The organism is Pseudomonas sp. TH34 (assembly GCF_016650865.1).
Lineage (GTDB): Bacteria > Pseudomonadota > Gammaproteobacteria > Pseudomonadales > Pseudomonadaceae > Aquipseudomonas > Aquipseudomonas yamanorum.
Genome location: NZ_JAEKFB010000018.1, coordinates 369622 through 394844 on the forward strand (window position 1 = coordinate 369622; position 25223 = coordinate 394844).

25 protein-coding genes are annotated in these 25223 nt (G+C 60.2%); 13 read left to right on the top strand and 12 right to left on the bottom strand.

Going from position 1 to position 25223, the window contains the following annotated elements:
- Nucleotides 1–81 precede the first annotated feature (81 nt).
- Complete coding sequence (locus tag JFU58_RS12425) at nt 82–714, top strand: LysE family transporter (protein WP_003208844.1); 633 nt, start codon at nt 82–84, stop codon at nt 712–714.
- A 138-nt stretch (nt 715–852) separates the two neighbouring features.
- Here JFU58_RS12425 and JFU58_RS12430 read toward each other — a convergent pair whose 3' ends face one another.
- The 5 genes from JFU58_RS12430 to JFU58_RS12450 all read right to left on the bottom strand — a co-directional run bounded on the left by JFU58_RS12430 (nt 853) and on the right by JFU58_RS12450 (nt 4306).
- Entirely contained in the window at nt 853–1596 is a 744-nt protein-coding gene (locus JFU58_RS12430) for a hypothetical protein (RefSeq protein ID WP_063026324.1), read from the bottom strand.
- A 3-nt stretch (nt 1597–1599) separates the two neighbouring features.
- Entirely contained in the window at nt 1600–2187 is a 588-nt protein-coding gene (gene lpoB / locus JFU58_RS12435; protein WP_201140798.1) for a penicillin-binding protein activator LpoB, read from the bottom strand.
- A 35-nt stretch (nt 2188–2222) separates the two neighbouring features.
- Nucleotides 2223–2594: a YcfL family protein gene (locus tag JFU58_RS12440; RefSeq protein ID WP_201140800.1), complete on the bottom strand. Its 372-nt coding sequence runs from the start codon at nt 2592–2594 to the stop codon at nt 2223–2225.
- Between the two features lie 10 nt (nt 2595–2604).
- A complete protein-coding gene (locus JFU58_RS12445; protein WP_063026326.1) occupies nt 2605–4002 on the bottom strand; it encodes a COG3014 family protein in 1398 nt (465 codons plus the stop codon).
- A 91-nt stretch (nt 4003–4093) separates the two neighbouring features.
- A complete protein-coding gene (locus JFU58_RS12450) occupies nt 4094–4306 on the bottom strand; it encodes a hypothetical protein (protein ID WP_148666937.1) in 213 nt (70 codons plus the stop codon).
- Between the two features lie 2 nt (nt 4307–4308).
- Between JFU58_RS12450 and JFU58_RS12455 the strand changes: the two genes are divergently transcribed.
- Together JFU58_RS12455 and JFU58_RS12460 are read left to right on the top strand one after the other, a co-directional pair.
- On the top strand, nt 4309–6204 hold the full coding sequence (locus tag JFU58_RS12455) for a cytochrome c/FTR1 family iron permease (protein WP_201140802.1): 1896 nt from the start codon (nt 4309–4311) through the stop codon (nt 6202–6204).
- 2 nt (nt 6205–6206) lie between these two features.
- Nucleotides 6207–6659 carry a YaiI/YqxD family protein gene (locus JFU58_RS12460; RefSeq protein ID WP_063026330.1) on the top strand — a complete coding sequence of 151 codons (453 nt, stop codon included), beginning with the start codon at nt 6207–6209 and terminating at the stop codon, nt 6657–6659.
- Here the strand turns inward: JFU58_RS12460 and elbB are convergent.
- Nucleotides 6656–7321, bottom strand: a complete 666-nt coding sequence (gene elbB / locus JFU58_RS12465) for an isoprenoid biosynthesis glyoxalase ElbB (RefSeq protein ID WP_017476644.1) — start codon at nt 7319–7321, stop codon at nt 6656–6658. The genes JFU58_RS12460 and elbB overlap by 4 nt on opposite strands.
- Nucleotides 7322–7436: 115 nt before the next feature.
- Here elbB and JFU58_RS12470 point away from each other — a divergent pair, with 115 nt between their 5' ends.
- Complete coding sequence (locus JFU58_RS12470; protein ID WP_201140804.1) at nt 7437–8672, top strand: sterol desaturase family protein; 1236 nt, start codon at nt 7437–7439, stop codon at nt 8670–8672.
- Here JFU58_RS12470 and JFU58_RS12475 read toward each other — a convergent pair.
- Entirely contained in the window at nt 8653–9291 is a 639-nt protein-coding gene (locus JFU58_RS12475) for a DedA family protein (protein ID WP_003214015.1), read from the bottom strand. The two genes, JFU58_RS12470 and JFU58_RS12475, sit on opposite strands and share 20 nt — an antisense overlap.
- Before the next feature lie 229 nt (nt 9292–9520).
- On the opposite strand from JFU58_RS12475, the gene hemB reads away from it, so the two are divergent.
- Together hemB and ppk1 are read left to right on the top strand one after the other, a co-directional pair.
- Nucleotides 9521–10534, top strand: coding sequence for a porphobilinogen synthase (gene hemB, locus JFU58_RS12480; protein ID WP_177025646.1), 1014 nt, complete (start codon nt 9521–9523; stop codon nt 10532–10534).
- A gap of 18 nt (nt 10535–10552) precedes the next feature.
- Nucleotides 10553–12781, top strand: a complete 2229-nt coding sequence (ppk1, locus tag JFU58_RS12485) for a polyphosphate kinase 1 (RefSeq protein WP_063026336.1) — start codon at nt 10553–10555, stop codon at nt 12779–12781.
- Between the two features lie 186 nt (nt 12782–12967).
- Here ppk1 and ppx read toward each other — a convergent pair whose 3' ends face one another.
- Entirely contained in the window at nt 12968–14470 is a 1503-nt protein-coding gene (ppx, locus tag JFU58_RS12490; RefSeq protein ID WP_063026338.1) for an exopolyphosphatase, read from the bottom strand.
- Nucleotides 14471–14961: 491 nt separating this feature from the next.
- Here ppx and JFU58_RS12495 point away from each other — a divergent pair, with 491 nt between their 5' ends.
- The 4 genes from JFU58_RS12495 to JFU58_RS12510 all read left to right on the top strand — a co-directional run bounded on the left by JFU58_RS12495 (nt 14962) and on the right by JFU58_RS12510 (nt 19454).
- Nucleotides 14962–15615: a DUF1120 domain-containing protein gene (locus JFU58_RS12495; protein ID WP_063026340.1), complete on the top strand. Its 654-nt coding sequence runs from the start codon at nt 14962–14964 to the stop codon at nt 15613–15615.
- Between the two features lie 100 nt (nt 15616–15715).
- Nucleotides 15716–16429, top strand: a complete 714-nt coding sequence (locus JFU58_RS12500; RefSeq protein WP_081253072.1) for a fimbria/pilus chaperone family protein — start codon at nt 15716–15718, stop codon at nt 16427–16429.
- A gap of 6 nt (nt 16430–16435) precedes the next feature.
- On the top strand, nt 16436–18934 hold the full coding sequence (locus JFU58_RS12505; RefSeq protein ID WP_242488262.1) for a fimbria/pilus outer membrane usher protein: 2499 nt from the start codon (nt 16436–16438) through the stop codon (nt 18932–18934).
- Nucleotides 18906–19454: a hypothetical protein gene (locus JFU58_RS12510; RefSeq protein WP_201140806.1), complete on the top strand. Its 549-nt coding sequence runs from the start codon at nt 18906–18908 to the stop codon at nt 19452–19454. Before JFU58_RS12505 ends, JFU58_RS12510 begins: the two co-directional genes overlap by 29 nt.
- Nucleotides 19455–19458: 4 nt before the next feature.
- On the opposite strand, the gene JFU58_RS12515 is transcribed toward JFU58_RS12510, so the two are convergent.
- From JFU58_RS12515 to JFU58_RS12530, 4 genes are read right to left on the bottom strand one after another with little or no spacing between them, the layout of a single operon-like run.
- Nucleotides 19459–20196 (bottom strand): amino acid ABC transporter ATP-binding protein, encoded by a 738-nt coding sequence (locus tag JFU58_RS12515; protein ID WP_063026347.1) that lies wholly within the window; start codon nt 20194–20196, stop codon nt 19459–19461.
- Nucleotides 20183–20833 carry an amino acid ABC transporter permease gene (locus JFU58_RS12520; RefSeq protein ID WP_003213996.1) on the bottom strand — a complete coding sequence of 217 codons (651 nt, stop codon included), beginning with the start codon at nt 20831–20833 and terminating at the stop codon, nt 20183–20185. Before JFU58_RS12520 ends, JFU58_RS12515 begins: the two co-directional genes overlap by 14 nt.
- Nucleotides 20830–21498: an amino acid ABC transporter permease gene (locus tag JFU58_RS12525; RefSeq protein ID WP_093203835.1), complete on the bottom strand. Its 669-nt coding sequence runs from the start codon at nt 21496–21498 to the stop codon at nt 20830–20832. The genes JFU58_RS12520 and JFU58_RS12525 overlap by 4 nt, the downstream gene beginning before the upstream one ends.
- A 21-nt stretch (nt 21499–21519) precedes the next feature.
- Entirely contained in the window at nt 21520–22305 is a 786-nt protein-coding gene (locus JFU58_RS12530; protein WP_201140808.1) for a transporter substrate-binding domain-containing protein, read from the bottom strand.
- Between the two features lie 254 nt (nt 22306–22559).
- Here JFU58_RS12530 and JFU58_RS12535 point away from each other — a divergent pair, with 254 nt between their 5' ends.
- The 3 genes from JFU58_RS12535 (at nt 22560) to rho (ending at nt 25200) form a co-directional block, all read left to right on the top strand.
- Nucleotides 22560–23255 (top strand): FadR/GntR family transcriptional regulator, encoded by a 696-nt coding sequence (locus tag JFU58_RS12535; protein ID WP_063026349.1) that lies wholly within the window; start codon nt 22560–22562, stop codon nt 23253–23255.
- A 121-nt stretch (nt 23256–23376) separates the two neighbouring features.
- On the top strand, nt 23377–23706 hold the full coding sequence (trxA, locus tag JFU58_RS12540) for a thioredoxin TrxA (RefSeq protein WP_003213989.1): 330 nt from the start codon (nt 23377–23379) through the stop codon (nt 23704–23706).
- A 234-nt stretch (nt 23707–23940) separates the two neighbouring features.
- The gene (rho, locus tag JFU58_RS12545; RefSeq protein WP_008438874.1) at nt 23941–25200 is read left to right on the top strand and encodes a transcription termination factor Rho; all 1260 of its coding nucleotides are present in this window, start codon (nt 23941–23943) and stop codon (nt 25198–25200) included.
- The last annotated feature ends 23 nt before the right edge of the window (nt 25201–25223 follow it).

The window sequence follows — 25223 nt, forward strand, 5'->3', positions numbered from 1 at the left end:
CACCCCAAAATTTTTGTAGCCATTTCTCGGCCAGCAGCGTTAGTTTAGAAACATTCAGCAAACTCAGCTCTGAGGTGTGTAATGGCGCTCGACACATGGCTGGCCTTTTTTCTGGCCAGTTGGATCATCAGTCTTTCTCCTGGCGCTGGCGCCATTGCCTCGATGTCCAGCGGCCTGCAATACGGTTTTCTGCGCGGTTACTGGAATGCCTTGGGCCTGCAACTGGGCCTGGCGATGCAAATCGCCGTGGTTGCTGGCGGCCTGGGTGCGATTCTCGCGGCATCTTCCACCGCGTTCTATGCGATCAAGTGGTTCGGTGTGGCGTACCTGGTGTACCTGGCCATCAAGCAATGGCGCGCACTGCCAACCGACCTGAGCGATGACGCGGCGATTCGCCCGATCGGCAAGCCGATGGCGATGATGTTCCGTGGGTTCCTGGTCAACGCCAGCAACCCCAAGGCCCTGGTGTTCATGCTGGCGGTGTTGCCACAGTTCGTGAACCCGCAGGCGCCGTTGCTGAACCAGTACCTGATCCTGGGCGCGACGATGATCTGCGTGGACATGATCGTGATGGCTGGCTACACCGGGCTGGCGTCGAAAGTGTTGCGTTTGTTGCGCACACCGAAGCAGCAGAAACGCATGAACCGTACGTTTGCTGGCTTGTTCGTTGGGGCGGCGGGGTTCCTGGCCAGCTTGCATCGCGCAACGGCGTAATTGACGAAACCGGATCAAAAATGTGGGAGCGGGCTTGCCTGCGATAGCATCACCCTGGTGTAACTGATACACCGAGGTGTCTGCATCGCAGGCAAGCCAGCTCCCACATTGGTTTTATGTCGGTAGCGTGATTTTCGTTCAGCGCAGGATCTTCGGCGCTTCATCCCGTGGCAGGTTATTGCGCAATGCAGGCTGCCCGGGTGCTTCCTGATAACCACCGCCAAGCTGCTCGGCCAACTGCCGCGCAACATCCTCGCCCAACGCCTTCGACACTTCCCGCACCACGCGAGGCCGGTTCAGGCTCACGCGCACGTCACGGTTGTTCACCAGCTTGGTGTCCTGGCCTTCGCCCATGGCGGTAAACGCCGAGGTGATCTCAAAGGTGCGGGTGTTGATCAGGCTGAAATCCGCCACCAGCGTCAGGCCCAGCACCGCCGAATAACTGTTGGTGTGGTCCAGGGCGTTGACGTCCTGGGTGAAGTCGATGTCCGACAAGGTGCCGAACAACACGTAGTCCGCGCCCTTGAAGTTACCGGCCTTGATCCGCTTGATCACGTCATACACATCGCCCTTGGCGTCAGCGGTGTAAGGCGTGCCCTGCACCAGTTGGAACTGCCGCGACTTGAGGATTTCACCCTTGATGTCGCCGCTGAACTTGCGCAGTTCGGTCTGCTCGATGTAGCTGTTGCGGCTCTCGTACTCGCTGTAGCTCGAGCCGCCGCTGGCGTTGTAGGCGCTGGCCTGGAAGTTGTTGCTGGCCGCGACCTGGTGGATGTACTCCTCCACCCGGGCCTCGTAGGCCAGGTCGGTCACCGCGATCTTCGGTGCGGCCGAGGCGCCAAAGGCGCACAGCAGGCCGATCATGCCGATCCATGCACGCATTGTTTAGCGCTCCGTGGTCTTGCGGATTTCTTTTTCGTCCATCCATTCGGCCAGGCCGCTTTCAACGTTAATCAGTTGCAGGCTGAACTTGTAGAACACGTCCTTGTAGTCCGAGCTGCGCTTGACGATGGAGCTGATTGAGCCTTCCAGACGGTATTTGGCGGCGACCATGTTGCCGGTCTTGCTGACGGTCGACTTCTTGTACAGGCCGCTCTGGTTCTGCAGCTTCAGCTGGTCGACCTGGCTTTGCATGTCGGTGTTGTCGCTGGCGAAGCGGGCGGTCCCGGTCTTCATCAGCTGGGTCTTGATCGAGGTGGTGATCTCGCGGGTATCGATGTACTCGCTGGTCTTGTTCTTCACGTCATACACCTGCACCACCGGGCGGCCCTGGAGGATGCCGGACTGGGCCAGGGAGCGGGTCATGCTTTCTGCGATCATCTGCAGGTCGGTGGAACCGAACTCGTTGGTCACCAGTTCCACGGCTTTGGTGTCGCCGTAGCTGATGTTTTTACCGCCCAGTACCGGCGAGGTGTTGGCGCAGCCGCTGGCCAGAACGGCGACCACGGCGAGGAACGAGAAGCGTGCAAACATGGGGATGTCTCTCTGAAACTGAATGAGTGGGCGGATCAAGGCGTTTTAACTTCCAGGCGGAAGTCGGCGGCCTGGGGCAGATTGGCGATGGCCGGCAGGAAGGTCGCCTGGTTGGCGTAGAGGTTCAGCACTTTCCAGGTCTCTTCGTCGCCCACCGGGAAGCCGTCGGCACCCAGCCAGGCGAAGCGGTAATACATCATCTGGTTGCTGCTGGTGATATTGCTCAACTGCACCTTGGCGGTCAGGAAACCGTTTTCCCGGGCGACGCGGATGGCGCCCACTGCGATGCCCTTGAACTTGCCCATCACCACGATTTTGTTCGCGGCGCTGCCGGGTTCCGGCGGTGGCGGGGTGGCGCAACCGGCCAGCAGGATCAGCGCCAGGGCGCCGAGGATGAAATGACGCATAGCGTGCTCCTTAAGGTTGTTTGAGAGTGGCGACGGCCTGGGGCGGATTGCTCTGCACCACATGGGCCGCAAGACCGCCGGCGAAGACCTGGTTGCCGACCACCCGCAGGGTGATCACCTGGTAGCGCTGATCGGCCTTGACCGTCACCAGCGTGCCGCCCAGGGCGTTGGGCAGGCTGACCTGGTGTTCGCCGTGCTTGAGGCGCAGGCGAGTCACCTGGGTCATGTCCGGCAGGGTGCGCCAGGTGCGGGTGTCGGCGCCTTCGGTGACGGCCGAGGCGATGCCGAGTACCAGGCCCGCCATGGGGTTGGTCTTGTTCAGGTTGTTCTGGGTGATGCCGCGGGTGACGGCGCGCACGGTGGTGCGCAGGATGATGCCCGGCATGTCATCCCGCAGGGCGCGGCGGGACATGACGGTGGTGCTGTTGAGGGCCGTGAGGTTCTGCTGCTGACCGTCGACACCGATCTGGGCGAAGGTCGCGGTGGAGGTGTCGGGCTTGATCACCGGGAACGACAGCGGGGTGATCACCAGGTGGCCGTCGATGGGGATCGGCAACGGCAGGCGAATCGAGTCGCGAGCCGGTGCCAGGCCGCTTTGCACCACGATCAGCACGTCGGTCTCGTCGGCGCCGACTTTGGACTTGTCCAGGTTGAGCAGGGCCTGTTCCAGCAGTGGGGTGTTGGGGCGCAGCTCGGCAGCCTTGCGATAACCCGGTGCGGCCAGGTCTTTTTCGCCCAGGGCTTCGTAGACGAAGCCGGCGAGGTAATGGCTGAACGCGCTCTGGTAGCTGTTTTTCAGGCCGACCACTTCCGGGGCGTCGAGGCTTTCCACCGGGTAGCCGCGCAGGTCCTTAAACTGGGTGCTGATGCCCTGGCGCTCGGCTTCGTTCTCGCTCTTGAGGTATTCCTTGTCCCGCAGGTCGGCGATCACTGCCTCGCGTTCGTGGGTTTTCTTGATCTCGGTACGGGCACCGTCGAAGTCGTTCAGCGCCAGCAGGTTCAGGGCCATCTGGGTGGTGAGCATGACTTTTTCGTAGTCGTAGCCTTCGTAGCGGCGGACCTTGTCATTGACCAGGAAGGCACCGAACTGCGCGAGGTACTTGTCGGTGTCGAACTTGACCGACTCTTCCCACTTGTAGACTTGCAGGTCGGCACTGCGCCAGGCGGTCTGGCTGCCGGTCAGGTCGCCCTTGGCCCGCAACAACTCGCCCTTTTCGAAGTAGTAGAGAAGGTCCTTGTCGTCGCCGGTGTTGTTCTTTTCAAGCAGGGTCAGCGCGCCGTCGACATTGCCGGTGGCCAACTGCTGATTGGTGGCTTGCAGCTCAGTGTCGTAGCTGCGAAACATCGAACAACCGGACAGCAAGGTGACTGCTGCGAGCGCGAGCGAGGTAAAGGCGCGAGATACCATTGAGGAGCTTCTTCCCTGAACGTAATCGGCCGAATGTGCTGGTCGGGCCGAATCACCAATGGCAGGAAGGTGTCGCAATCCTGCCAATTCCTCATAAAAAGAGGAGCCAAAATGCCATTTCGCAATAACGAAGGCGCGGCATTATAAGCTGCATTGCTGGCAAAACAATGGCCTTTTGGATCCTATTTCCAGAGAGGATGCCAGCATCCGCCCCTTGGTAATCCCAACCCAGATCACTAACACCTTGAGTCAAAACCCGTAAGGTTTGACAATGTGTTACTTCGTATTTCCATTTGAGATTCATTCATGATTGCCCCCTTCCGTTTTCTTGCCTGGCTGGTGCTGCCGGCGTTGATGTCGTGCAGTTTCAACCTGCTGGCCGCAACGGCCGAGGGCGCCCCCCAAGCCCTGCATTTACTGGACTACATCGGTGCGGACTATCCCCCGACGGTGGAGGCGGGCAAGGTTATCGATGATTCGGAATACCGCGAGCAGGTGGAGTTTCTCGGGGTCCTGCAAGGCTTGGTGGCTGAACTGCCGGAAAAGCCCGAGCGCGCCGAGTTGATAAAAGGCGTGGATGAACTGCTGGCCGCCGTAACGGCTCATCAGGACGGCGCGGTGGTTGCGCACCAAGCCCGGCAGTTGGTCGCCAAGCTGGCGGTGGCCTATGAAGTCAGCCAGGCACCAGCCATTACGCCCGACCCAACACGTGGTGCGCCGCTGTACGCCCAGAACTGTTCGGTCTGCCACGGCGCCACGGGTGCCGGCGATGGCCCCGCAGGCGTTGGCATGACCCCACCGCCCGCCAACCTTCGGGATGCTGCACGCCTCGACCGCTTGAGCCTCTACGCGATCTACAACACCCTTGGGCTGGGCGTGGAAGGCACCGACATGCCGTCGTTTGCCGATCAGCTGGACGACCGCCAGCGCTGGGACCTGGCCACCTATATTGCGGGCTTCACCGCCGACCCGGCTGCAGCGAAAAGCGAAAAGTCCTTCAACCTCGCCGACCTTGCGCGCCAGACCCCCAACGAAGTGCTGGCCGCCGAAGGCCCGGACGCAGTCGCGACGTTCCGTGCCCAGCGCGCCCAGCCGCCGCAGGTCAAGCGTGGCCCGGCGCAGTTGCTCGATTACACCGCCGCCACCCTCGACAAAAGCCTCGCCGCCTTCCGCAATGGCGAACATGAGCAGGCCTACGACCTGTCGGTAGCGGCGTACCTGGAAGGTTTCGAGCTGGTTGAAAGCTCCCTCGATAACGTCGACGCCAGCGTGCGCAAGGACACCGAAAAAGCCCTGATGGCCTACCGGCAGTCCTTGCAGGACGGGTTGCCGATCGAGCAGGTGCAGCAACGCCTGGACGTGGCCAAAGGCAAGCTCACCGAGTCGGCCGGCCTGTTGGGCAGCGATGGCTTGAGCTGGTCCCTGAGTTACATCTCCGGTTTGCTGATCCTGCTGCGCGAGGGCCTGGAGGCGATCCTGGTGTTGGCGGCGATCCTCGCGTTCCTGCGTAACACCGGCCAGCAATCGGCGGTGCGCAGCGTCAACGTCGGCTGGGGCCTGGCGCTATTGGCCGGCTTGGCCACCTGGGCGTTGGCGGCTTATGTGATTGACGTCAGCGGCGCCCAGCGCGAGTTGCTGGAAGGCTGCACGGCGCTGTTTGCCAGTGTGATGGTGCTGTGGCTCGGGGTCTGGATGCACGACCGCCGCCACGCGGCCGCCTGGCAGGACTACATCAAGAGCAGCCTGGTGGGCGGTGGCGGGCGTTTTGGCTTTGCGATGCTGGCGTTCTTCTCGGTGTACCGCGAACTGTTCGAAGTGATCCTGTTCTACGAAACCCTGTGGTTGCAGGCAGGCCCCGCCGGGCACAACGCGGTATTGGCCGGTGGTGCCACGGCGCTGGTGCTGTTGGTGGGCCTGGCCTGGGTGATTCTGCGGGGCTCGGCGAAACTGCCGCTGGCGCTGTTCTTCGGCATCAACGCGGCGTTGCTGTGTGCGCTGTCGGTGGTGTTTGCCGGGCATGGCGTCAAGGCGTTGCAGGAAGCCGGGATCTTCGGCACCCGGCCGGTGGCGTTCTTTGACTTCGACTGGCTGGGCATTCACGCCGACGCTTATTCCCTGAGTGCCCAGGCCGTGGCCATCCTGGCAATTGTGGTGCTGTACGGCCGCAGCCGGCTGGCTGAAAAGCGCCGGGTGGTGGCGTAACCATGCGCGTGTGGATCGATGCAGACGCCTGCCCGCGGGCGGCCAAGGACCAGGTGGTGAAGTTCGCCCTCAAACGCCAGTTCGAAGTGGTGCTGGTGGCCGGGCAGAGCCAGATCAAACCGAGCTTCTCGTGTGTGAAGCTGATTGTGGTGCCCAGCGGCCCGGACGCGGCCGATGACTACCTGGTGGAACACGCGGTGCCTGGCGAGCTGGTGATCTGCAGCGATGTGCCGCTGGCCGACCGCTTGGTAAAAAACGGCGTGGCGGCGCTGGACCCGCGAGGCAAGGAGTTCAGCCCGCAGAACATGAGCGAGCGGCTGGCGGTGCGTAACCTCTTCACCGATCTGCGGGAGCAGGGGCAGATGGGCGGTGGCCCGCCACCCCATGGGGACAAGGACAAACAGACGTTTGCCAACTCACTGGATCGGATCCTGACCCGATTGATGAAGGCTTAATCGTTCTGGTGGGTCAGTTCCAGCACTCGGTCCACCAGCTTGTTGATGCCTGAAGCCACTTCACTGATGCGCTTGCCCAGCATGTAGGCCGGGGTGCTCACCAGCTTGCGCGCCTTGTCTTCGACGATGTCGTCTACCGCGCATTCCTGGTGAGTGGCGCCCATCTTGTCCATGGCGGCTGCGGTGTCGGCATCGTTACCGATGGTGCACGTCACGCCGGGGCCATAGATCTTTGCCGCCAGGGCCGGCGAGATGCAGATCAGGCCGACGGGCTTGCCTGCTTCGGCAAACGCCTCGGCCAGTTCCAGCACCTGCGGGTTGACGCTGCACCCGGCGCCTTCCACGGCAAAGTTCGACAGGTTCTTCGCCGCGCCAAACCCGCCGGGCACGATCAGTGCGTCGAAATCCTCGGCGTTGGCCTCACGAATGTCCTTCACCTCGCCACGGGCAATACGCGCCGACTCCACCAGCACATTGCGCGACTCAGGCATTTCCTCGCCCGTGAGGTGATTGATCACGTGCAGTTGGGCAATGTTCGGCGCAAAACACTGCACCTCGGCGCCGCGCTGGTCCAGGCGCAGCAGGGTGATCACGCTCTCATGAACCTCAGCCCCGTCGTACACGCCACAGCCGGAAAGGATCACTGCAATCTTTTTGCTCATGGGCATTTCTCCTGATTCATGGCGTTAAATGTCTACTCATTTGTCACTCATTGCCAATGGGATATCCAGCCGCTACACCTACTCTAGATGTAACAATAATTGACCGGACTTGCCCATGGACTTCGTCCCTTACGCGGTACCGTTTTTCATTGCCTTGATCGTGGTGGAGCTGCTGGCCGACTACCGGCGCGGCCAACGCAACTACCGGGTGGCCGATGCCATCAACAGCCTCAGCACCGGCGTGTTGTCCACCACCACCGGGCTTTTGACCAAAGGCGTGGGCGTCCTCACCTATGCCTTCGCCCTCAAGCACCTGGCGATCATCGAGCTGTCGGCCCAGAGCGTCTGGACCTGGGTGTTCGCCTTTGTCTTCTACGATTTCTGCTATTACTGGCTGCACCGCATGGGCCATGAGCGCAACATCCTCTGGGCGGCCCACTCGGTGCATCACCAGAGCGAGGACTACAACCTCAGCACCGCCTTGCGCCAGACCAGCACCGGCTTTCTGCTGAGCTGGATTTTCTACTTGCCGCTGGCCGTACTCGGCGTGCCGCTGGTGGTGTTTATCAGCGTGGCATCCCTCAACCTGCTGTATCAATTCTGGGTGCACACGCGCCATGTGCCGAAGCTCGGCTGGTACGAGTGGTTCTTCGTCACGCCGTCCAATCATCGGGCCCACCATGCACAGAACGCTCTCTACATGGATCGCAACTACGGCGGCGTGTTCATTATTTGGGACCGCCTGTTTGGCTCCTTCCAGGAAGAAGACGATAACGAACCGGTGATCTTTGGCGTGACCACACCCTTGGCCAGTTGGAACCCGCTGTGGGCCAACCTGCAGTTTTATGCACAGTTGTGGAGTGATGCACGGCGTACCGAAAGTGGGTGGGACAAGCTGCGGATCTGGTTCATGCGCACCGGCTGGCGCCCGGCGGACGTGGCGGCGAAGTACCCGGTGGCCAAGCCGGACTTGAGCCAGTTCCGCAAATTCGAGGTGCCGTTGGATGGGCGCCAACAAATTTACATCGCCCTGCAGTTTGCCGTGTACGTGGGTTTTGGCAGCTATTTGATGAATTTCGGCGAGGGCTTGCCGACCGCCGCCCTGGTATTGGGCTGGAGCGCGATGGCATTGGGGTTGTTCACCCTGGGGGTGGCGCTGGAGAATCGCCCGTGGGCGTTGAAGGCTGAGCTGGTGCGCCTGGCACTGAATGTGCCTTTGGTATGGCTGGCGCCGCTGGTGGGGCTGTGGCCGGCCAGCTCGTTGGGCTGGCTGGGCCTGGTCAGTTACAGCTTGCTCAGCGGCATCGGCCTCTACTGTTGCAGAAACCGGCTTACTCGACTGGCGTCGTAGGCTTTTCGGCTTTTTCAGGTTCGCCGGCCGCCAGGCGAACCTTCTCGGCGGCACAGGCTTCGCGGGTCAGGCGGGCGTTCTTGACGCGCCGGCGGATCCACAAGCCCAGGCCCAGCACCAGCAGTGCGCCCAGTACCCACAGCTCATATTTCTTGACGCTGCCCAGCATGCCTTCCAGTACCGCGCCGAAATGGTAAGCCGCAGCCCCCAGCGCCGCGGCCCACACGGCGGCGCCGATCCCGTTCAGCAACAGGTAGCGGCCCGGCGGGTAGCCCGACAAACCAATGGCCACCGGCATCACCGTGCGCAAACCGTAGACAAAGCGGAAGCTCAGCACCCAGATGTCCGGGTGCTTGCGGATATGCTCCAGGGCCTTGTCGCCCAGCAGTTGCCAGCGCGGCTTGCGCGCCAGCAGTTTGCGGCCGTGCTTGCGCCCCAGGAAGTACCACAGCTGGTCGCCGGCGTAGCTGCCGAAAAAGGCAACGACCACCACCAGGTTGATATCCATGTATCCACGGAACGCCAGGAAGCCTGCGAGAACCAAGATGGTTTCGCCTTCGAAGAAGGTGCCGAGGAACAGCGCAAAGTAGCCGAAGTCATGCAGAAATTGTTGAAGCATGGTCTGGGTGCTGGCGAAATGAACGCGCAGCCTACGCCTTCGTGAACATTCATGAAAGTATCGAGATGTGTCACGAAGTGAGCAATTCCTACATAAACGACGAATGCGACTACAGGTCACATGCCGGTTGGCTTACGGTGCATGAGGTAACCACAACTGTAATTCCTTCGTCATAATGGCCGCTTATAACTGTCACGCTCGCCCGTCAACCCGGGCTCAGGAGTCTGCCGTGAGCTTTACCCCCGCCAACCGCCTGTTTCCCGCCACCCGTTTGCGTCGCAACCGTCGCGATGATTTTTCCCGTCGCCTGGTGCGTGAAAACGTCCTGACGGTGAATGATCTGATCCTGCCGGTGTTTGTGCTGGACGGTGAAAATCGTCGGGAAGCGGTGGCGTCGATGCCGGGTGTGGAGCGCTTGACCCTTGATTTGCTGCTCGAAGAGGCGGCGAACTGGGTTGAACTGGGGATTCCGGCGCTGGCGCTGTTCCCGGTCACGCCGTCTGAACTCAAGTCCCTGGACGCCGCCGAAGCCTGGAACCCGGACGGTATTGCCCAGCGCGCCACCCGTGCCTTGCGTGAGCGTTTTCCGGAACTGGGAGTGATCACCGACGTGGCGCTGGACCCGTTCACCACCCACGGGCAGGATGGCATTCTCGACGACGAAGGCTATGTTCAGAACGACATCACCGTTGATGCACTGGTCAAGCAGGCCTTGTCCCACGCCGCAGCGGGTGCCCAGGTGGTGGCGCCGTCAGACATGATGGACGGTCGCATCCAGGCGATTCGCGAAGCCCTCGAGCTGGCCGGCCACGTCAACGTGCGCATCATGGCTTACTCGGCCAAGTACGCCAGCGCCTATTACGGGCCGTTCCGCGATGCGGTGGGCTCGGCGCTGAACCTGGGCAAGGCCAACAAGGCCTCGTACCAGATGGACCCGGCCAACAGCCACGAAGCCCTGCACGAAGTGGCGGCGGACCTGGCTGAAGGTGCCGACATGGTCATGGTCAAGCCCGGGATGCCGTACCTCGACATCCTTTATCGGGTCAAAGATGAATTCAAGGTGCCGACTTTTGTCTATCAGGTCAGCGGTGAATACGCCATGCACATGGCCGCGATCCAGAATGGTTGGTTGAGTGAAGGGGTGATCCTTGAATCCCTGACTGCCTTTAAACGCGCGGGTGCTGATGGCATCCTGACTTACTTCGCCGCCCGCGCCGCCCAATTGCTTAGAGAGCAACACTAGCCCTCACAGGAACACTCGATGAATACCGAAGGACTCACAGAAGTTGCCGTAAAAGACGCTCACCCGGTGGTCGAACAAGTCACCGAGACCCCGCCGGAGCTGGAGCCGGCACCGCCTGCCGTGGTGGTCGAAACGCCCGCTGCCGCACCGGCGCCGGTGGTCGCGATTACCAACCTGGATGACAGCAGCCTGTACATCCATCGCGAGCTGTCACAACTGCAATTCAACATCCGCGTGCTGGAACAGGCACTGGATGAGTCCTACCCGTTGCTGGAGCGGCTGAAGTTCCTGCTGATCTTCTCCAGCAACCTGGACGAGTTCTTCGAGATTCGCGTCGCCGGCCTAAAGAAGCAGATCACCTTTGCCCGTGAACAAGCCGGCGCCGACGGCCTGCAACCGCACCAGGCCCTGGCCCGTATCAGCGAGCTGGTGCACGGCCATGTGGACCGCCAATACGCGATCCTCAACGACATCCTGCTGCCGGAACTGGAAAAGCATCAGGTCCGCTTCATCCGGCGCCGTCACTGGACCGCCAAGATCAAGACCTGGGTACGCCGCTACTTCCGCGACGAAATCTCGCCGATCATCACCCCTATCGGCCTCGACCCGACGCACCCGTTCCCGTTGCTGGTGAACAAGAGCCTGAACTTCATCGTCGAGCTGGAAGGTATCGACGCCTTCGGTCGCGATTCCGGCCTTGCGATCATCCCGGCACCGCGCTTGCTGCCACGGATCATCAAGGTACCGGAAGAGGTGGGGGGCGCTGGCGATAACTATGTATTCCTTTCGTCGATGATCCACGCCCATGCCGATGACTTGTTCCAGGGCATGAAGGTCAAGGGCTGCTACCAGTTCCGCCTGACCCGTAACGCTGACCTGGCGCTGGACTCCGAAGACGTCGAAGACTTGGCCCGCGCCCTGCGCGGCGAGCTGTTCTCCCGTCGCTACGGTGATGCGGTACGTCTGGAAGTGGCAGACACCTGCCCGAAACACCTGTCCGACTACCTGCTCAAGCAGTTCAACCTGAGCGAGACCGAGCTGTACCAGGTCAATGGCCCGGTGAACCTGACGCGCCTGTTCAGCATCACCGGCCTGGACAGCCACCCGGAGCTGCAATACACGCCGTTTACCCCGCAGATCCCGAAACTCCTGCAAAACAGCGAGAACATTTTCAGCGTGGTGAGCAAGCAGGACATCTTGCTGCTGCACCCGTTCGAGTCCTTCACGCCGGTGGTCGACCTGCTGCGTCAGGCCGCCAAGGACCCGCATGTATTGGCTGTACGTCAAACCCTGTACCGCTCCGGCGCCAACTCCGAAATCGTCGATGCGCTGGTAGATGCCGCGCGTAACGGCAAGGAAGTGACGGCGGTGATCGAACTGCGGGCGCGGTTCGACGAAGAATCCAACCTGCAACTGGCCAGCCGCCTGCAAGCGGCCGGTGCGGTGGTGATCTATGGCGTGGTCGGCTTCAAGACCCACGCCAAGATGATGCTGATCCTGCGCCGTGAAGCCGGCGAGATCGTGCGTTACGCCCACTTGGGCACCGGCAACTACCACGCCGGCAACGCCAAGCTCTACACCGACTACAGCCTGCTGACCTCCGATGACGCTTTGTGTGAAGACGTCGGCAAGCTGTTCAGCCAGTTGATCGGCATGGGCAAAACCTTGCGCATGAAGAAGCTGCTGCACGCGCCGTTCACCCTGAAGAAGGGCATGCTCGACATGATTGCCCGCGAGACCCAGTTCGCCCTCGAAGGCAAGCCGGCGCACATCATCGCCAAGTTCAACTCGCTGACCGATCCGAAGATCATCCGTGCGTTGTACAAGGCCAGCCAGTCGGGCGTACGTATCGACCTGGTGGTGCGTGGCATGTGCTGCCTGCGTCCGGGCATCGCAGGGGTCTCCCATAACATCCACGTGCGTTCGATCATCGGGCGCTTCCTGGAGCACACGCGGGTGTTCTACTTCCTCAATGGCGGCGAGGAGCAGATGTTCCTCTCCAGTGCCGACTGGATGGAGCGCAACCTCGACAAGCGTGTGGAGACTTGCTTCCCGGTGGAAGGCAAGAAACTGATCATGCGGGTGAAGAAGGAGCTGGAGAGTTACCTCACCGACAACACCCACAGCTGGAGCCTGCAGTCGGACGGGCGCTATGTGCGCAATACTCCGACCGGCAACCAGAACCCGCGCAGCGCCCAGGCGACGTTGCTGGAGAAGCTGGGCAGCCCGATTCTGACGGTGAACTAAAAGCCGACGCGGTCAAAAATGTGGGAGCGGGCTTGCTCGCGAAGGCGGTGGACCAGTCGATGAATCTGTTGACTGACACTCCGCCTTCGCGAGCAAGCCCGCTCCCACATTTGTTTTGTGGCGTTAGATTGTTCCCACGCTCTGCGTGGGAATACATCCTGTGACGCTCCGCGTCACTCACCCCTATCAGCGCACGTTCAGCGTGAACCCAACCCGCGTCAGCCACTCGGCTTCCTGGGCGAAATCCGCCTGGGTCAGCTGGTTTTCATCCAGCCAGTTTTTCGGGAATACCACGTCCAGGCTGTCGGCATTGGCCCGCAGCACCACTTGTGGCATTTCCTGGGTACCACGGATGTGGTGGAACAGGATCGCAAAACGCAGCAGCGCGCACAGGCGAATCAGCTTGATGCCTTCGTCACCGAACTCGGCAAACTTGTCCTTCGGAATGTTGCGCCGGTGGCCGCGTACCAGCAACGCGAGCATCTGTTGGTCTTCCCGGGAGAAACCCGCCAGGTCCGAGTGCTCGATCAAGTAGGCGCCGTGCTTGTGGTAATGGTAGTGGGCGATGTCCAGCCCCACTTCATGGACCTTGGCCGCCCAGCCCAGCAGTTCACGCCAGACGCCGTCTTCCAGGTCCCAATCCGCGGCGACCTGATCGAAAGCATGCAGCGCCTTGCGTTCAACCCGAGCGGCTTGCTCCAGGTCGACGTGGTAACGCTCCATCAGCGAGCTGAGGGTGCGTTCACGCACGTCTTCGTGGTGATGGCGGCCCAGCAGGTCGTACAGCACGCCTTCACGCAGGGCACCGTCGCAGTGGTCCATGCGTTGCAGTTCCAGGGCATCGAAAATCGCTTCGAGGATTGCCAAACCCGCCGGGAAAATCGTGCGGCGGTCAGGCTTGATGCCATCGAAGTCGATCTTCTCGGCATCCCCCAGCTTGAACAGCTTGCGCTTGAGCCAGGCCAGGCCTTCGGCATTGACTTCGCCAGTGCCGTGGCCGCCGGCCTTGAGGGCCAGGCCGATGGCGCGGATGGTGCCGGACGAGCCGATCGCCTCATCCCACGTCAGGCGGTGCAGGGCGTGCTCGATACTCATGATCTCCAGCCGCGCCGCCGTATACGCCTGGGCGTAGCGGGCCGGGGTGATCTTGCCGTCCTTGAAATAGCGTTGGGTGTAGCTGACGCAACCCATCTGCAGGCTTTCGCGCAGCAGCGGTTCGAAGCGCTGGCCAATGATGAATTCGGTACTGCCACCGCCGATGTCGGCCACCAGGCGCTTGCCCGGGGTGTCGGCCAGGGTGTGCGACACGCCGAGGTAGATCAGGCGCGCTTCCTCACGGCCGGAGATGACCTCTACGGGGTGGCCGAGAATCTCCTCGGCACGGCGGATGAATTCGCCGCGGTTGCGGGCTTCGCGCAGGGCGTTGGTGCCGACGATCCGCACGGCGCCAGGGGGCATGCCGTTGATCAGTTGGGCAAAGCGCTTCAGGCAATCGAGCCCGCGCTGCATGGATTCTTCATTGAGCTGACGCTCGTCGTCGATCCCGGCAGCCAGTTGCACTTTCTCGCCGAGCCGCTCAAGGATGCGGATTTCGCCGTTCTGGGCCTTGGCCACGACCATGTGAAAGCTGTTGGAGCCCAGGTCGATGGCGGCGATCAGGGACAGATTCTTGGCTTGGGATTGCGGCATGGTTAAGGGGTCTCGGTCGATAACCTCGCCATCGTGCCACGATCAACCGCTGACGCCAACGCGTAGTGCCAGAGTAATTTTTCCAGCACCGCCATGGGACCGTTGACTTGCCGTTGTAGGAAATGTTCGCTCGTCTCGTATTGCCAAGTTAATAGTTAATGTAATCCATATTTATGCAACCCAGCACTTACTGGGGTAACTGATAGGTCCTACACGTTTTCGTATTCATCCTGAACGATTTTGTACTCACTCGCACGGCGGCGCCGGAAGCTTCAAGGCAATAGCGTTGGTGGTTCATACGAGGATTGCAATTTTTTCCGGCTTTATTGTGGACTCGATATGCCGATACTTCGGTTCGGCATTTGTGCCGTGGCGGTATTTATTTATGGATCAGAACGTCATGTGGCATGAACTTGTCCGCGCGGACGGGGCAATGATCGTTTCTGTCCATCTGTAATTAGCCGTATCTCTCATTGAAAGGTAACTATCTGATGAAGAAAAATATTGCTGTATGGGTGGGCATGTTTCTAGCTGTTGCAGGTCTGAGCGCGCAAGCCGCCGATCTTCGTGTCAAGGGCACCATTGCGCCCAGCAGCTGCAGTTTCACAATCACCAACTCTGTTATTGATTACGGCGCTATCAATCCGAGTACCTTGAGCCCCACCAACTATACCAAGTTGGCCGCCAAGACCACGCCTTACGCAATCAGGTGTGCCAGCAGTGTAAAGACCAAGGTGGGTATCAAGGCCGTGGATAACCGGGCCAGCAGCCGTATCCCGAACCTGATGGTCAGCCAGTTCGGTGCGCCTTACACCGATACCTATAACTACGGTTTGGGCACTACCGCGAGAGCGCAGAAAATAGGCGGTTACGTTGTGCATCTGCGTAATTCTGTCGCTGATGGCCGGGCGGTAAACGTTCTTACCAGTAGCAACAATGGCACCAGTTGGGTGCAGGGCGGGCCGGCTTTGGGGCAAGGCGCGAATATTGCGGCATGGCACATTGGAACCAATACGCCACTCCAACTGAATACACTGGCCGGGAATCTGGAAGTTCAGGCAGTTATCAATAGAACTTCTGAGCTTGATATGACGAGTCAAATCGCTCTTGATGGTCAGGCGACTTTGGAACTGCGTTACCTCTAAGAACCATTTGAATTGGGTCGATGCAGGTTAGGGCTGGAAGTTAATTGCCAAAACCTGCGTCGACTGGTTTGTAATCTTGAGGTAATGGGAAGGTTGGTCAATGACTAAGTTGAGATTCAAAGTTCTTGCGCCTTTGTATGTTTGTTTGAGTCTGGTGTTTGCTGCTGATGTATGGGCAGATGGTATGCGTCCTGAAACAACTGTTATTGTGCTGAACGAGTCGGAGGGTGAAGTAAGCATCAACGTAACCAATACCGATAAAGGACCCGCCTTACTTCATTCGACGATCGAAGATATTCCTGAAGACCTTGAGCCGCTGGTGCTTATAACGCCGCCTGTTGCGCGAGTCGATGCAGGGGAGCAGCAGATGGTCAGGTTCCTGGCAATTGGCAAGGAGCCGCTCAAGACTCAGCGTTTGAAGCGTGTGTCTTTCGAGGGCGTTCCTCAGACGCGACCCGGTTCGGGTGCGACGATCGGTATCAGCCTTCGGCAGAATTTGCCCCTGATCCTGCACCCCAAAGGCTTGCCTCGAAATGAAGCACCCTGGGAGCTACTGACCTGGCAACTGCAGGCCAGCACGCTGATCGTGCGCAACGACAGTCCGTATGTGGTCCGACTGGGCACTGAAGTGAAGGTCAACCCGCAAAACATTCAAGCCAACCTTCCTCGCGCCTACATCTTGCCGGGCGAAGTGTTGAGGGTTGACCTGAAGAAGGCCGTACCGGACGCCACTTCAGTGACCCTCGAGCCGGCCACCATCTATGGATTTACCGTCGACAGCTACGACGCATTACTCCTAGCTAATGCGCCTTGACCGGTCATGAGAAAAGTCAAAAGAGTTCCCGGTGCAGTCAGTAAAAAGCTATCTAAAACCAAGCGTGACGATGAGCGATTCAGGCGTAATGGCCTGGTGTGTGTGGCGATCCTGTCGGGGATGACTGAGCAGGCTTACGCTGCCCAGCCCGGCACCCAGTTGCTGGGGTTCGACCTGGCGACCTTACAGGCTCGCGGCATTGACCCCGGCGTCGCTCGTTATTTCCGTAGCGCTGCGCGTTTCACCGAAGGCGTGCGGGTTGTCGGGCTGACGGTGAATGGTGACCGGGTAGGGCTGGCGGATGTGCGTTTCAATCATGAAGGCGAGTTGTGTTTCACCCGTGGTTTGCTCGACCGAGCGGGCTTGCAGGTGCCTTCCCGGGTACTGAACAAAGACGCAGCGGGTGACCAGGCTTGCCATGACTTCCTCTCTGAGTATCCCAATACGGTCGCAACGTTACGCCCGGGAAGCGAGGAAGTATTCCTGGTGGTGCCTACCCAGGCATTGCGCGAACTGCAACGCGGGTCTGGCCACTATTCCCGGGGCGGTACCGCAGGGATGCTCAACTATGACCTGCAGGGCAGTAATAGCCATTCGCGAGAGGACACCAGCCGTTATTTCTCCGCTTCGACAGAAGCAGGGTTCAACTTCGGAGACTGGATTGCGCGTAGTCGCCAGCTGTACGTCTCCAGCGACGGGCGCTCCACCACCGAGCATCTGTTTGCCTATGCGCAACGTGATTTAGTGCCGTTGGCTTCTACGTTCCAATTGGGGCAGATATCCGGCATCAGCCCGGTATTTGGCGGTGTGCAACTGTTGGGCGCACAGTTGTTTCCCGACGGGATCGCGAGCAGTTCGAGCGGCGGTGGCGTGGTGGTCGAGGGCGTAGCCGTCAGCCAATCACGGGTTGAAGTGCGTCAATCAGGCGCCCTGATTTACACCACGGTGGTGCCCGAAGGCCCCTTTTCATTGAGCAATTTACCGTTGCTCAATGGCACAAGTGACCTTCAGGTCAGCGTCATCGATACACGAGGGGCACAACGTAGCTTCGTGGTACCGGCGGCGTCTTTTCGCGCGGCGGTACCGGTAAGGGCGGGTTATACGGCTGGGCTGGGCAAGGTGCGTGATGTGGACCGCAGTGGCGCCAAAGAGCCTGTGCTCGGAATGGCCAGCGGAACCTGGGCGTTTGGCAAGAGCAGCGCCTTCAGCTCCGGGGTGCAGGGCACCGACAACTACAATTCGGTGGGCTTTGCGCTGGACACCGGCTTTGGCGAACGTTTTTCCCTGGGGCTGCGTAACAACCTTGCGCGGGACCGTAAAAAAAAGCGCCAGGGCGCGCGCAATAGCGTTTCCGTGGGAAGCACGTTGCCTGGCAACGTACAGGTTTCGCTGAGCGCCACTACTCAAACCCCAGGCTATCGTGAGGTGCTCGAAACCCTGCGTACTGCCGCCGGCGAGGCTCGGGACGCACGGTTTAAAAGTCAGTACACCGCGGGCTTCAGTTGGGCTGCACGGGAGTTTGGCGAGTTTTCGCTGGGCTATTCCCGAGCGGCTCATTTCAATAGCAGGACCACCCAAAACATCTACGGCTCTTGGAGCAAGGACTTCAGGTACGCGAACGTGGGTGTGACGGTGGACTCGCAGGTGGGTACGTCGGGTGCTACCCGCGGCGATAAGGATGGCGTCGGGTTTCGCTTGCAGGTCGCCGTTCCGCTGGGCCGCGAGCGGTCCCTCACCTCTGTTGCACGACACCAAGGTCGTCGATCCAGTATTGGTACCACGTATACCGAACGTGTGGATGAGACCCTGAACTATGAGCTTCGTGGCGAGAGAGACTTGAGGGGCGATCATGAGCAGGCTGTGGGCGGTTGGGTTAATACGTTGTCGCGTTATACCCAGGTCGGTGCGGGCATTGACCGGGATGGATCGAGTACACGCTACAGCGGGCAATTGCAGGGCGCCGTGGTGGCCCATGATCGAGGCGTGACCTTTACGCCGTACCGGGTCGAAGATACGTTCGGCGTTGCCTCGGCCGGGGATATTACGGGGGCTCGTATCAGTACTCCCCAAGGGCCTGTGTGGACCGATCGCTGGGGCATGGCGGTGCTTCCCGGGCTGCCCGCCTATCAAGTCAGCCAGCTTGAAATCGAAGGCAAGTCCTTGCCGCGGCAGGTGGATATCAAGAACGGTACGAAAGTGCTGGAGGCCGGGCGAGGTTCATTCAGCAAGGTCGACTTCGAGGTGGTTAAAGTTCGACGCGTGCTACTGAGGGCCACGGATACGACGGGCGAGCCTCTGCCTCAGGGGGCATCGGTGCTTGGCGCAGGTAATGCGTTCCTGACCAACGTGGTGGCAGACGGCATGATTTTCCTGAGCAATATCGATAGCGCGCAAACCCTCACGGTGTCATCGCCGAGCGGGGCCTCGTGCACACTCCAACTCGACCTGGCGGAGCAATCCTATGATGAGCGACCCTATGAAACCGCTTCCGCGACCTGCCGTTAAGGTAGGCGCTGCGGGCGCGCTGTTATCCGGCCTGTTGATGGTGGGGGAGGTCCATGCCGCAGAATGTCGTCTCTCGTTGAGCCGGCCAGAAGTTGATCTTGGCGCGTTACGCCAAGGTGGGCAGGTTGCTGCCCAAGGCGTACTTTTTGGTAAGCGCACGGTGCATTTGAATGTGGTGTGCCAACAAGACACGGTCATCGCCGTGCGTTTTCGAGGCGTGCCCGCTGTGGGCCAAGGCTTCAGGTTTGGCCACCAGGGGTATTTCACCCTGAGCCTCCAGCAGCCAGTGCTGAACGGCAGGCCTGTCGAGTTGGCCCCTTTGCGTCATCGGGCCGAGCGGAACAGCCAATTGTTGCCGGACCAGGCCATGGTGGTGCTGGCTGCCGGGCTGCCCGCCGTGGGTCGCGTGTTTTCAGCTCAGGTGCAGGTCGACACTTATCTCTTCAACACGGCCACCGCCGTTCGCGATAAGACCGTGTTGGAGGGCAGAGGGCGTTTTGAGCTGGTGCCTGCTGGTTGACGACTCAGTCCGGGGCCTCTGTCGAGCCAATAAAGTTGGCCAGCTCGGCGGTCTGCGGGTTGGCAAACAGCACTTTTGGATCACCCACTTCATGCACCTTGCCCTGATGCATGAACACCAGCTTGTCGCCCACTTCCCGGGCAAAACGCATCTCATGGGTGACCATGATCAGCGTCATGCCATCCTTGGCCAGTTGGCGCACCACGCTGAGCACTTCGTTGACCAGTTCCGGGTCCAGGGCCGAGGTGATTTCATCGCACAGCAACACCTTGGGTGACATGGCCAGCGCCCGGGCGATGGCCACGCGCTGCTGCTGGCCGCCGGATAACCGATCGGGGAAAGCGTCGAACTTCTCCCCCAGCCCGACCCGTTCCAGCATCTGCCGCGCCAGTTGCGCAGCCTTGGCCTTCGGCACTTTCTGCACCACTTGTGGCGCGAGCATGACGTTTTCGCCCACCGTCAGATGCGGGAACAGGTTGAACTGCTGGAACACCATGCCGACTTTCTGCCGCAAGGTGCGTAGGTCGGCACGGGCGGCGTCGAGGTATTCACCGTCGACTTCAATCACCCCGTCATTGATCGACTCCAGGCCATTGAGGGTGCGCAGCAAGGTGGATTTACCCGAGCCGCTGCGGCCGATGATCGCCACCACCTGGCCTTCTTCGACCGTCAGGTCGATGCCCTTGAGTACATGGTGATCGCCGTAATACTTATGCAGGGCAGAAATTCTAAGCAGAGGCATGCAGTCTCCTTTCCAGGTAGCGCGCACTGAGGGACAAGGGGTAGCAAAGCAGGAAGTAACCGAGCGCCACCAGGCCGTAGACCATGAAGGGCTCGAAGGTTGCGTTGGCGAGCATGCCGCCGGTCTTGGTCAGCTCGGTGAAGCCGATGATCGAGGTCACGGCAGTGCCTTTGACCACTTGCACCGAGAAGCCCACGGTCGGCGCCACGGCAATGCGAAGGGCTTGGGGCAGGATCACGTAGCGCAATTGCTCAAGCGGGTTGAGGGCCAGGCTCGCGGACGCCTCCCATTGCCCGTGGGCAATGGAGTCGACGCAGCCACGCCAGATTTCGGCCAGATAGGCGCTTGTGAACAGGGTCAAGGCAATCGCCGCCGCCAGCCAGGGCGAGATGTCCACGCCGAGCAAGGCAATGCCGAAGAACACCAGGAACAGCTGCATCAACAGCGGCGTGCCCTGGAACAGCTCGATATAGGTACGGGCGACGTTGCGCGGGAAAGCCTTGGTGCTGATGCGCATGGTCATCACCAGCAAGCCGATCACGCCGCCGCCGATAAACGCCACCAGCGATAGCAGCAAGGTCCATTGCAAGCCGGTGAGCAGGTTGCGCACGATGTCCCAGAAGGAAAAATCACTCATCGGGCGTTCCTCATGACATAGCGACGGCCGATCCAGTTCAGCAACTGGCGGATCATCAGCGCCATGCACAGGTAGACCAAGGTGGTCAGTGCATAGGTTTCAAACGCACGGAAGTTGCGTGACTGGATAAAATTGGCGGCGAAGCTCAGCTCTTCTGTGGCGATTTGCGAACAGACCGCCGAACCGAGCATCACGATGATGATCTGGCTGCTCAGGGCCGGCCAGACCTTGCCCAGTGCGGGCAATAACACCACGTGGCGGAACGCTTCGAAACGCGTCATGGCCAGCGCGGCCGCGGCCTCCAGTTGCCCCCGCGGGATCGCCTGGATCCCGGCGCGGATGATCTCCGTGGAGTACGCCCCCAGGTTGATCACCATCGCCAGCACCGCCGCCTGCCATTCGGTGATTTTCAAACCGAGGGACGGCAGGCCGAAGAAGATGAAAAACAGCTGCACCAGGAACGGCGTGTTGCGGATCAACTCGACGTACACCCCGAAGATCCAGCTGAACGGCTGGATCTTCCACGCCCGCACCACGGCGCCGACGACTCCCAGCGCCACGCCCAGTACTGCACCGATGGCGGTCAGCTCAAGGGTGAACAGCGCGCCGCGCAGCAACAGATCGGTATTGGCCAGAACCGGCACAAAGTCGAATTGATAGGCCATAGCTAACCCTCGTTACCGCGATCAGAGATCAGCCGGCAGCGGCTCTTTGAGCCACTGCATTGCGTTCTTTTCCAGGCTGCCGTCGGCTTTGGCCGCGACCAGGATCTGGTTGACCTTGTCCAGCAGCGCCGGCTCGTTCTTGTTTACGCCCACGTACACCGGCGAGTCCTTGAGCTTCACTTTCAGTGTCGGCACGCGCTTGGGATTGCGTTCGCTGATGGCCACCATCACCACGTTGCCGCTGGCGATCAGGTCCACTTGGCCCGCGAGGTAGGCGGCGATGGTCGAGTTGTTGTCTTCAAAGCGCTTGATCGTCGCCTCTTTAGGCGCAACGGCGGTCAGCTCGATGTCTTCGATGGCGCCGCGGGTCACGCTGATGGTTTTGCCCTTGAGGTCGTCAACGGTACTGATTGGCGCATCTGGCGGGCCGAACACGGCGAGGTAGAACGGCGCGTAGGCCTTGGAGAAGTCGATGACCTTCTCGCGCTCGGGGTTCTTGCCCAGGCTGGAAATCACCAGGTCGACCTTGCCGGTGGTGAGGAACGGGATGCGGTTGGTGCTGTTGACCGGGGTCAGTTCAAGCTTGACCTTGAGCTGGTCGGCCAGCAGTTTTGCGGTGTCGATGTCCAACCCGCGGGGCTTCATGTCCGGGCCGACCGAGCCGAACGGCGGGAAATCCTGAGGCACGGCCACCTTGAGGGTGCCACGGGCGACGATATCGTCCAGACCGTTGGCCTGGGCGGGCGCCTGGCTCAGCATCAGGCTGGCAAACAGGGCAGTGAGCAGGGCGCTGCAACGCTTGGTCATGGCAACTCTCCGAAAAGGACGAAAGGATTTTCTGAGTTTTGCCAGTGCACAGCCCATGCCAGTAGCGCATTAATCAGCTGGGAGGCCGGTGGCCGTTGAGTTCTGGCGGTCTTACTGGTCTGAACAGTTAAAGGGCTTTTTGCACCTTTTTCGAGCGCCTCCAAAACCTTGCGAGCCCCTTTGGGGCGTGGCTTGCCGGGCGTCACGAATAGCTTTACAACTAGCCGTTCAGTTGACTGGAAACTTGAGTTTTTATGAATTCCATCGCCCAAGGTGTACCGGAAGTGGCGCTACAGGCCATCCGCAAACTGATCGCTGACGGGGGCTTCGGGCCGGGCGATGCGTTGCCCTCCCAGCGCGATTTGGCGCTGCAATTGGGCGTGAGCCGGGCCTCATTGCGCGAAGCCTTGTCGTCCCTCAGTGCGTTGGGCGTGGTGAGTGTGCAGCCGGGCAAGGGCGTGTTCGTGCAAGCGGCGGAAGAACTCCCTGGGTTGGCCTGGCCGTTTACGGCGCAGGCGACGCCGCTGGATATCTTTCAGCTGCGCTACGCCCTGGAAGGCTTTGCGGCGGGGCTGGCGGCGGTGACGTTGACCACCGATGAGCTGGACCTTCTGGAAGATAACGTCGAGGCGATGCGCAAGGAGCTCAAGGCCGGTGACTTTGAGGCAGCGGCCCGGCTGGACTTCGAATTCCACCAGCGCATCCTGCTGGCCAGCGGTAATCAGGCGATGGTGAGCATCCTCAGTGCCAGTGCCGAGGTGTTTCTGGAGAGTCAGAAGCTACCGTTCATCCGGCCGGAGCGGGCCATGGAGACCTGGCAGGAGCACCGCAAGATCCTCCGTGCACTGGCCCGGCGCGCCAGCGGGGCTGCGCAGAAAAGCATGCAGGAACATGTGCGTAACGCGGCGTTGCGTACAGGCATCGCCTTCATCACTCCGGTAACGCCATGAGTTGGGCTATACCCAAACTCATGCGGCGCCATAGCAAGAGTCAATCAGCTGCGGCTTCCTGAACGCGGGAAGGGCGGCTATGATGGGCAACGTTTTTTTTGCTTACAACCCGGAGACATCCATGAGCAACGATCTTATCAAGCACGTCACCGACGCGACCTTTGAGGCCGAAGTACTGAAGGCCCAGGGCCCGGTGCTGGTTGACTACTGGGCTGAGTGGTGCGGTCCTTGCAAAATGATCGCTCCGGTCCTGGACGACATTGCCACCACTTACGAAGGCAAGTTGACCATTGCCAAGCTGAACATCGACGACAACCAGGAAACCCCGGCCAAGCACGGCGTGCGTGGTATTCCTACGCTGATGCTGTTCAAGAACGGCAATGTCGAGGCCACCAAGGTCGGCGCGCTGTCGAAGTCCCAGCTGCAAGCTTTCCTCGACGCCAACATCTAAGCGTCCTTAAAAAGCCCCGCAAATTGCGGGGCTTTTTCGTGAAACAGGGCTAGACGCTCTGAAATTCAGGTGGTACATTCGGCCCCGCACTGGTTTCTCCACTGCCCCCTGCAAGCCGTCGCCGACGCTCTCCTTTTCGATTAGTACGCGATCCTGTCGCCTTCTCTGCGGCGCGGCCTCATTAAGCCAAAAGCTTAATTTCCCCCCCTCCATAAATGATTACGTCATTCCTATATGAATCTGACTGAACTCAAGCAAAAGCCGATTACCGAACTGCTCGAATTGGCCGAACAGATGGGCATAGAAAATATGGCCCGTTCGCGCAAGCAGGACGTGATTTTCTCCCTGCTGAAAAAGCACGCGAAAAGCGGCGAGGAAATCTCCGGTGATGGCGTGCTGGAGATTCTCCAGGACGGCTTCGGCTTCCTCCGCTCTGCAGACGCTTCCTATCTCGCCGGCCCAGACGATATCTACGTCTCTCCGAGCCAGATCCGTCGCTTCAACTTGCGCACCGGTGACACCATCGTTGGCAAGATCCGCCCTCCAAAGGAAGGCGAGCGTTATTTCGCCCTGCTCAAGGTCGACACGATCAACTACGATCGTCCCGAGAACGCGAAAAACAAGATTCTCTTCGAGAACCTGACCCCGCTGTTCCCGACCGTGCGCATGAAGATGGAAGCCGGTAACGGTTCCACCGAAGACTTGACCGGTCGTGTCATCGACCTGTGCGCCCCGATCGGCAAAGGCCAGCGCGGCCTGATCGTGGCCCCGCCGAAAGCCGGTAAGACCATCATGCTGCAGAACATCGCAGCGAACATCGCCCGTAACAATCCTGAAGTTCACCTGATCGTGTTGCTGATCGATGAGCGTCCGGAAGAAGTAACCGAAATGCAGCGCACCGTGCGCGGCGAAGTGGTTGCCTCGACGTTCGATGAGCCACCAACCCGCCACGTGCAGGTTGCCGAAATGGTGATCGAGAAGGCCAAGCGCCTGGTCGAACACAAGAAAGACGTGGTGATCCTGCTCGACTCCATCACCCGTCTGGCCCGTGCCTACAACACCGTGATCCCAAGCTCCGGCAAGGTGCTCACCGGTGGTGTCGATGCCCACGCCCTGGAGAAACCGAAACGTTTCTTCGGCGCCGCGCGGAACATCGAAGAAGGCGGCTCGCTGACCATCATCGCCACCGCGCTGGTTGAAACCGGTTCGAAGATGGATGAAGTGATCTACGAAGAGTTCAAGGGTACCGGCAACATGGAACTGCCTTTGGACCGCCGTATCGCTGAAAAACGTGTGTTCCCGGCTATCAACATCAACCGTTCCGGCACACGTCGCGAAGAGTTGCTGACCGCCGATGACGAACTGCAGCGCATGTGGATCCTGCGCAAGCTGCTGCACCCGATGGACGAAGTGGCTGCCATCGAGTTCCTGATTGACAAGCTGAAAACCACCAAGACCAACGACGAGTTCTTCCTGTCGATGAAGCGCAAGTAACACGACGCTTCGGTCAAAAAGGA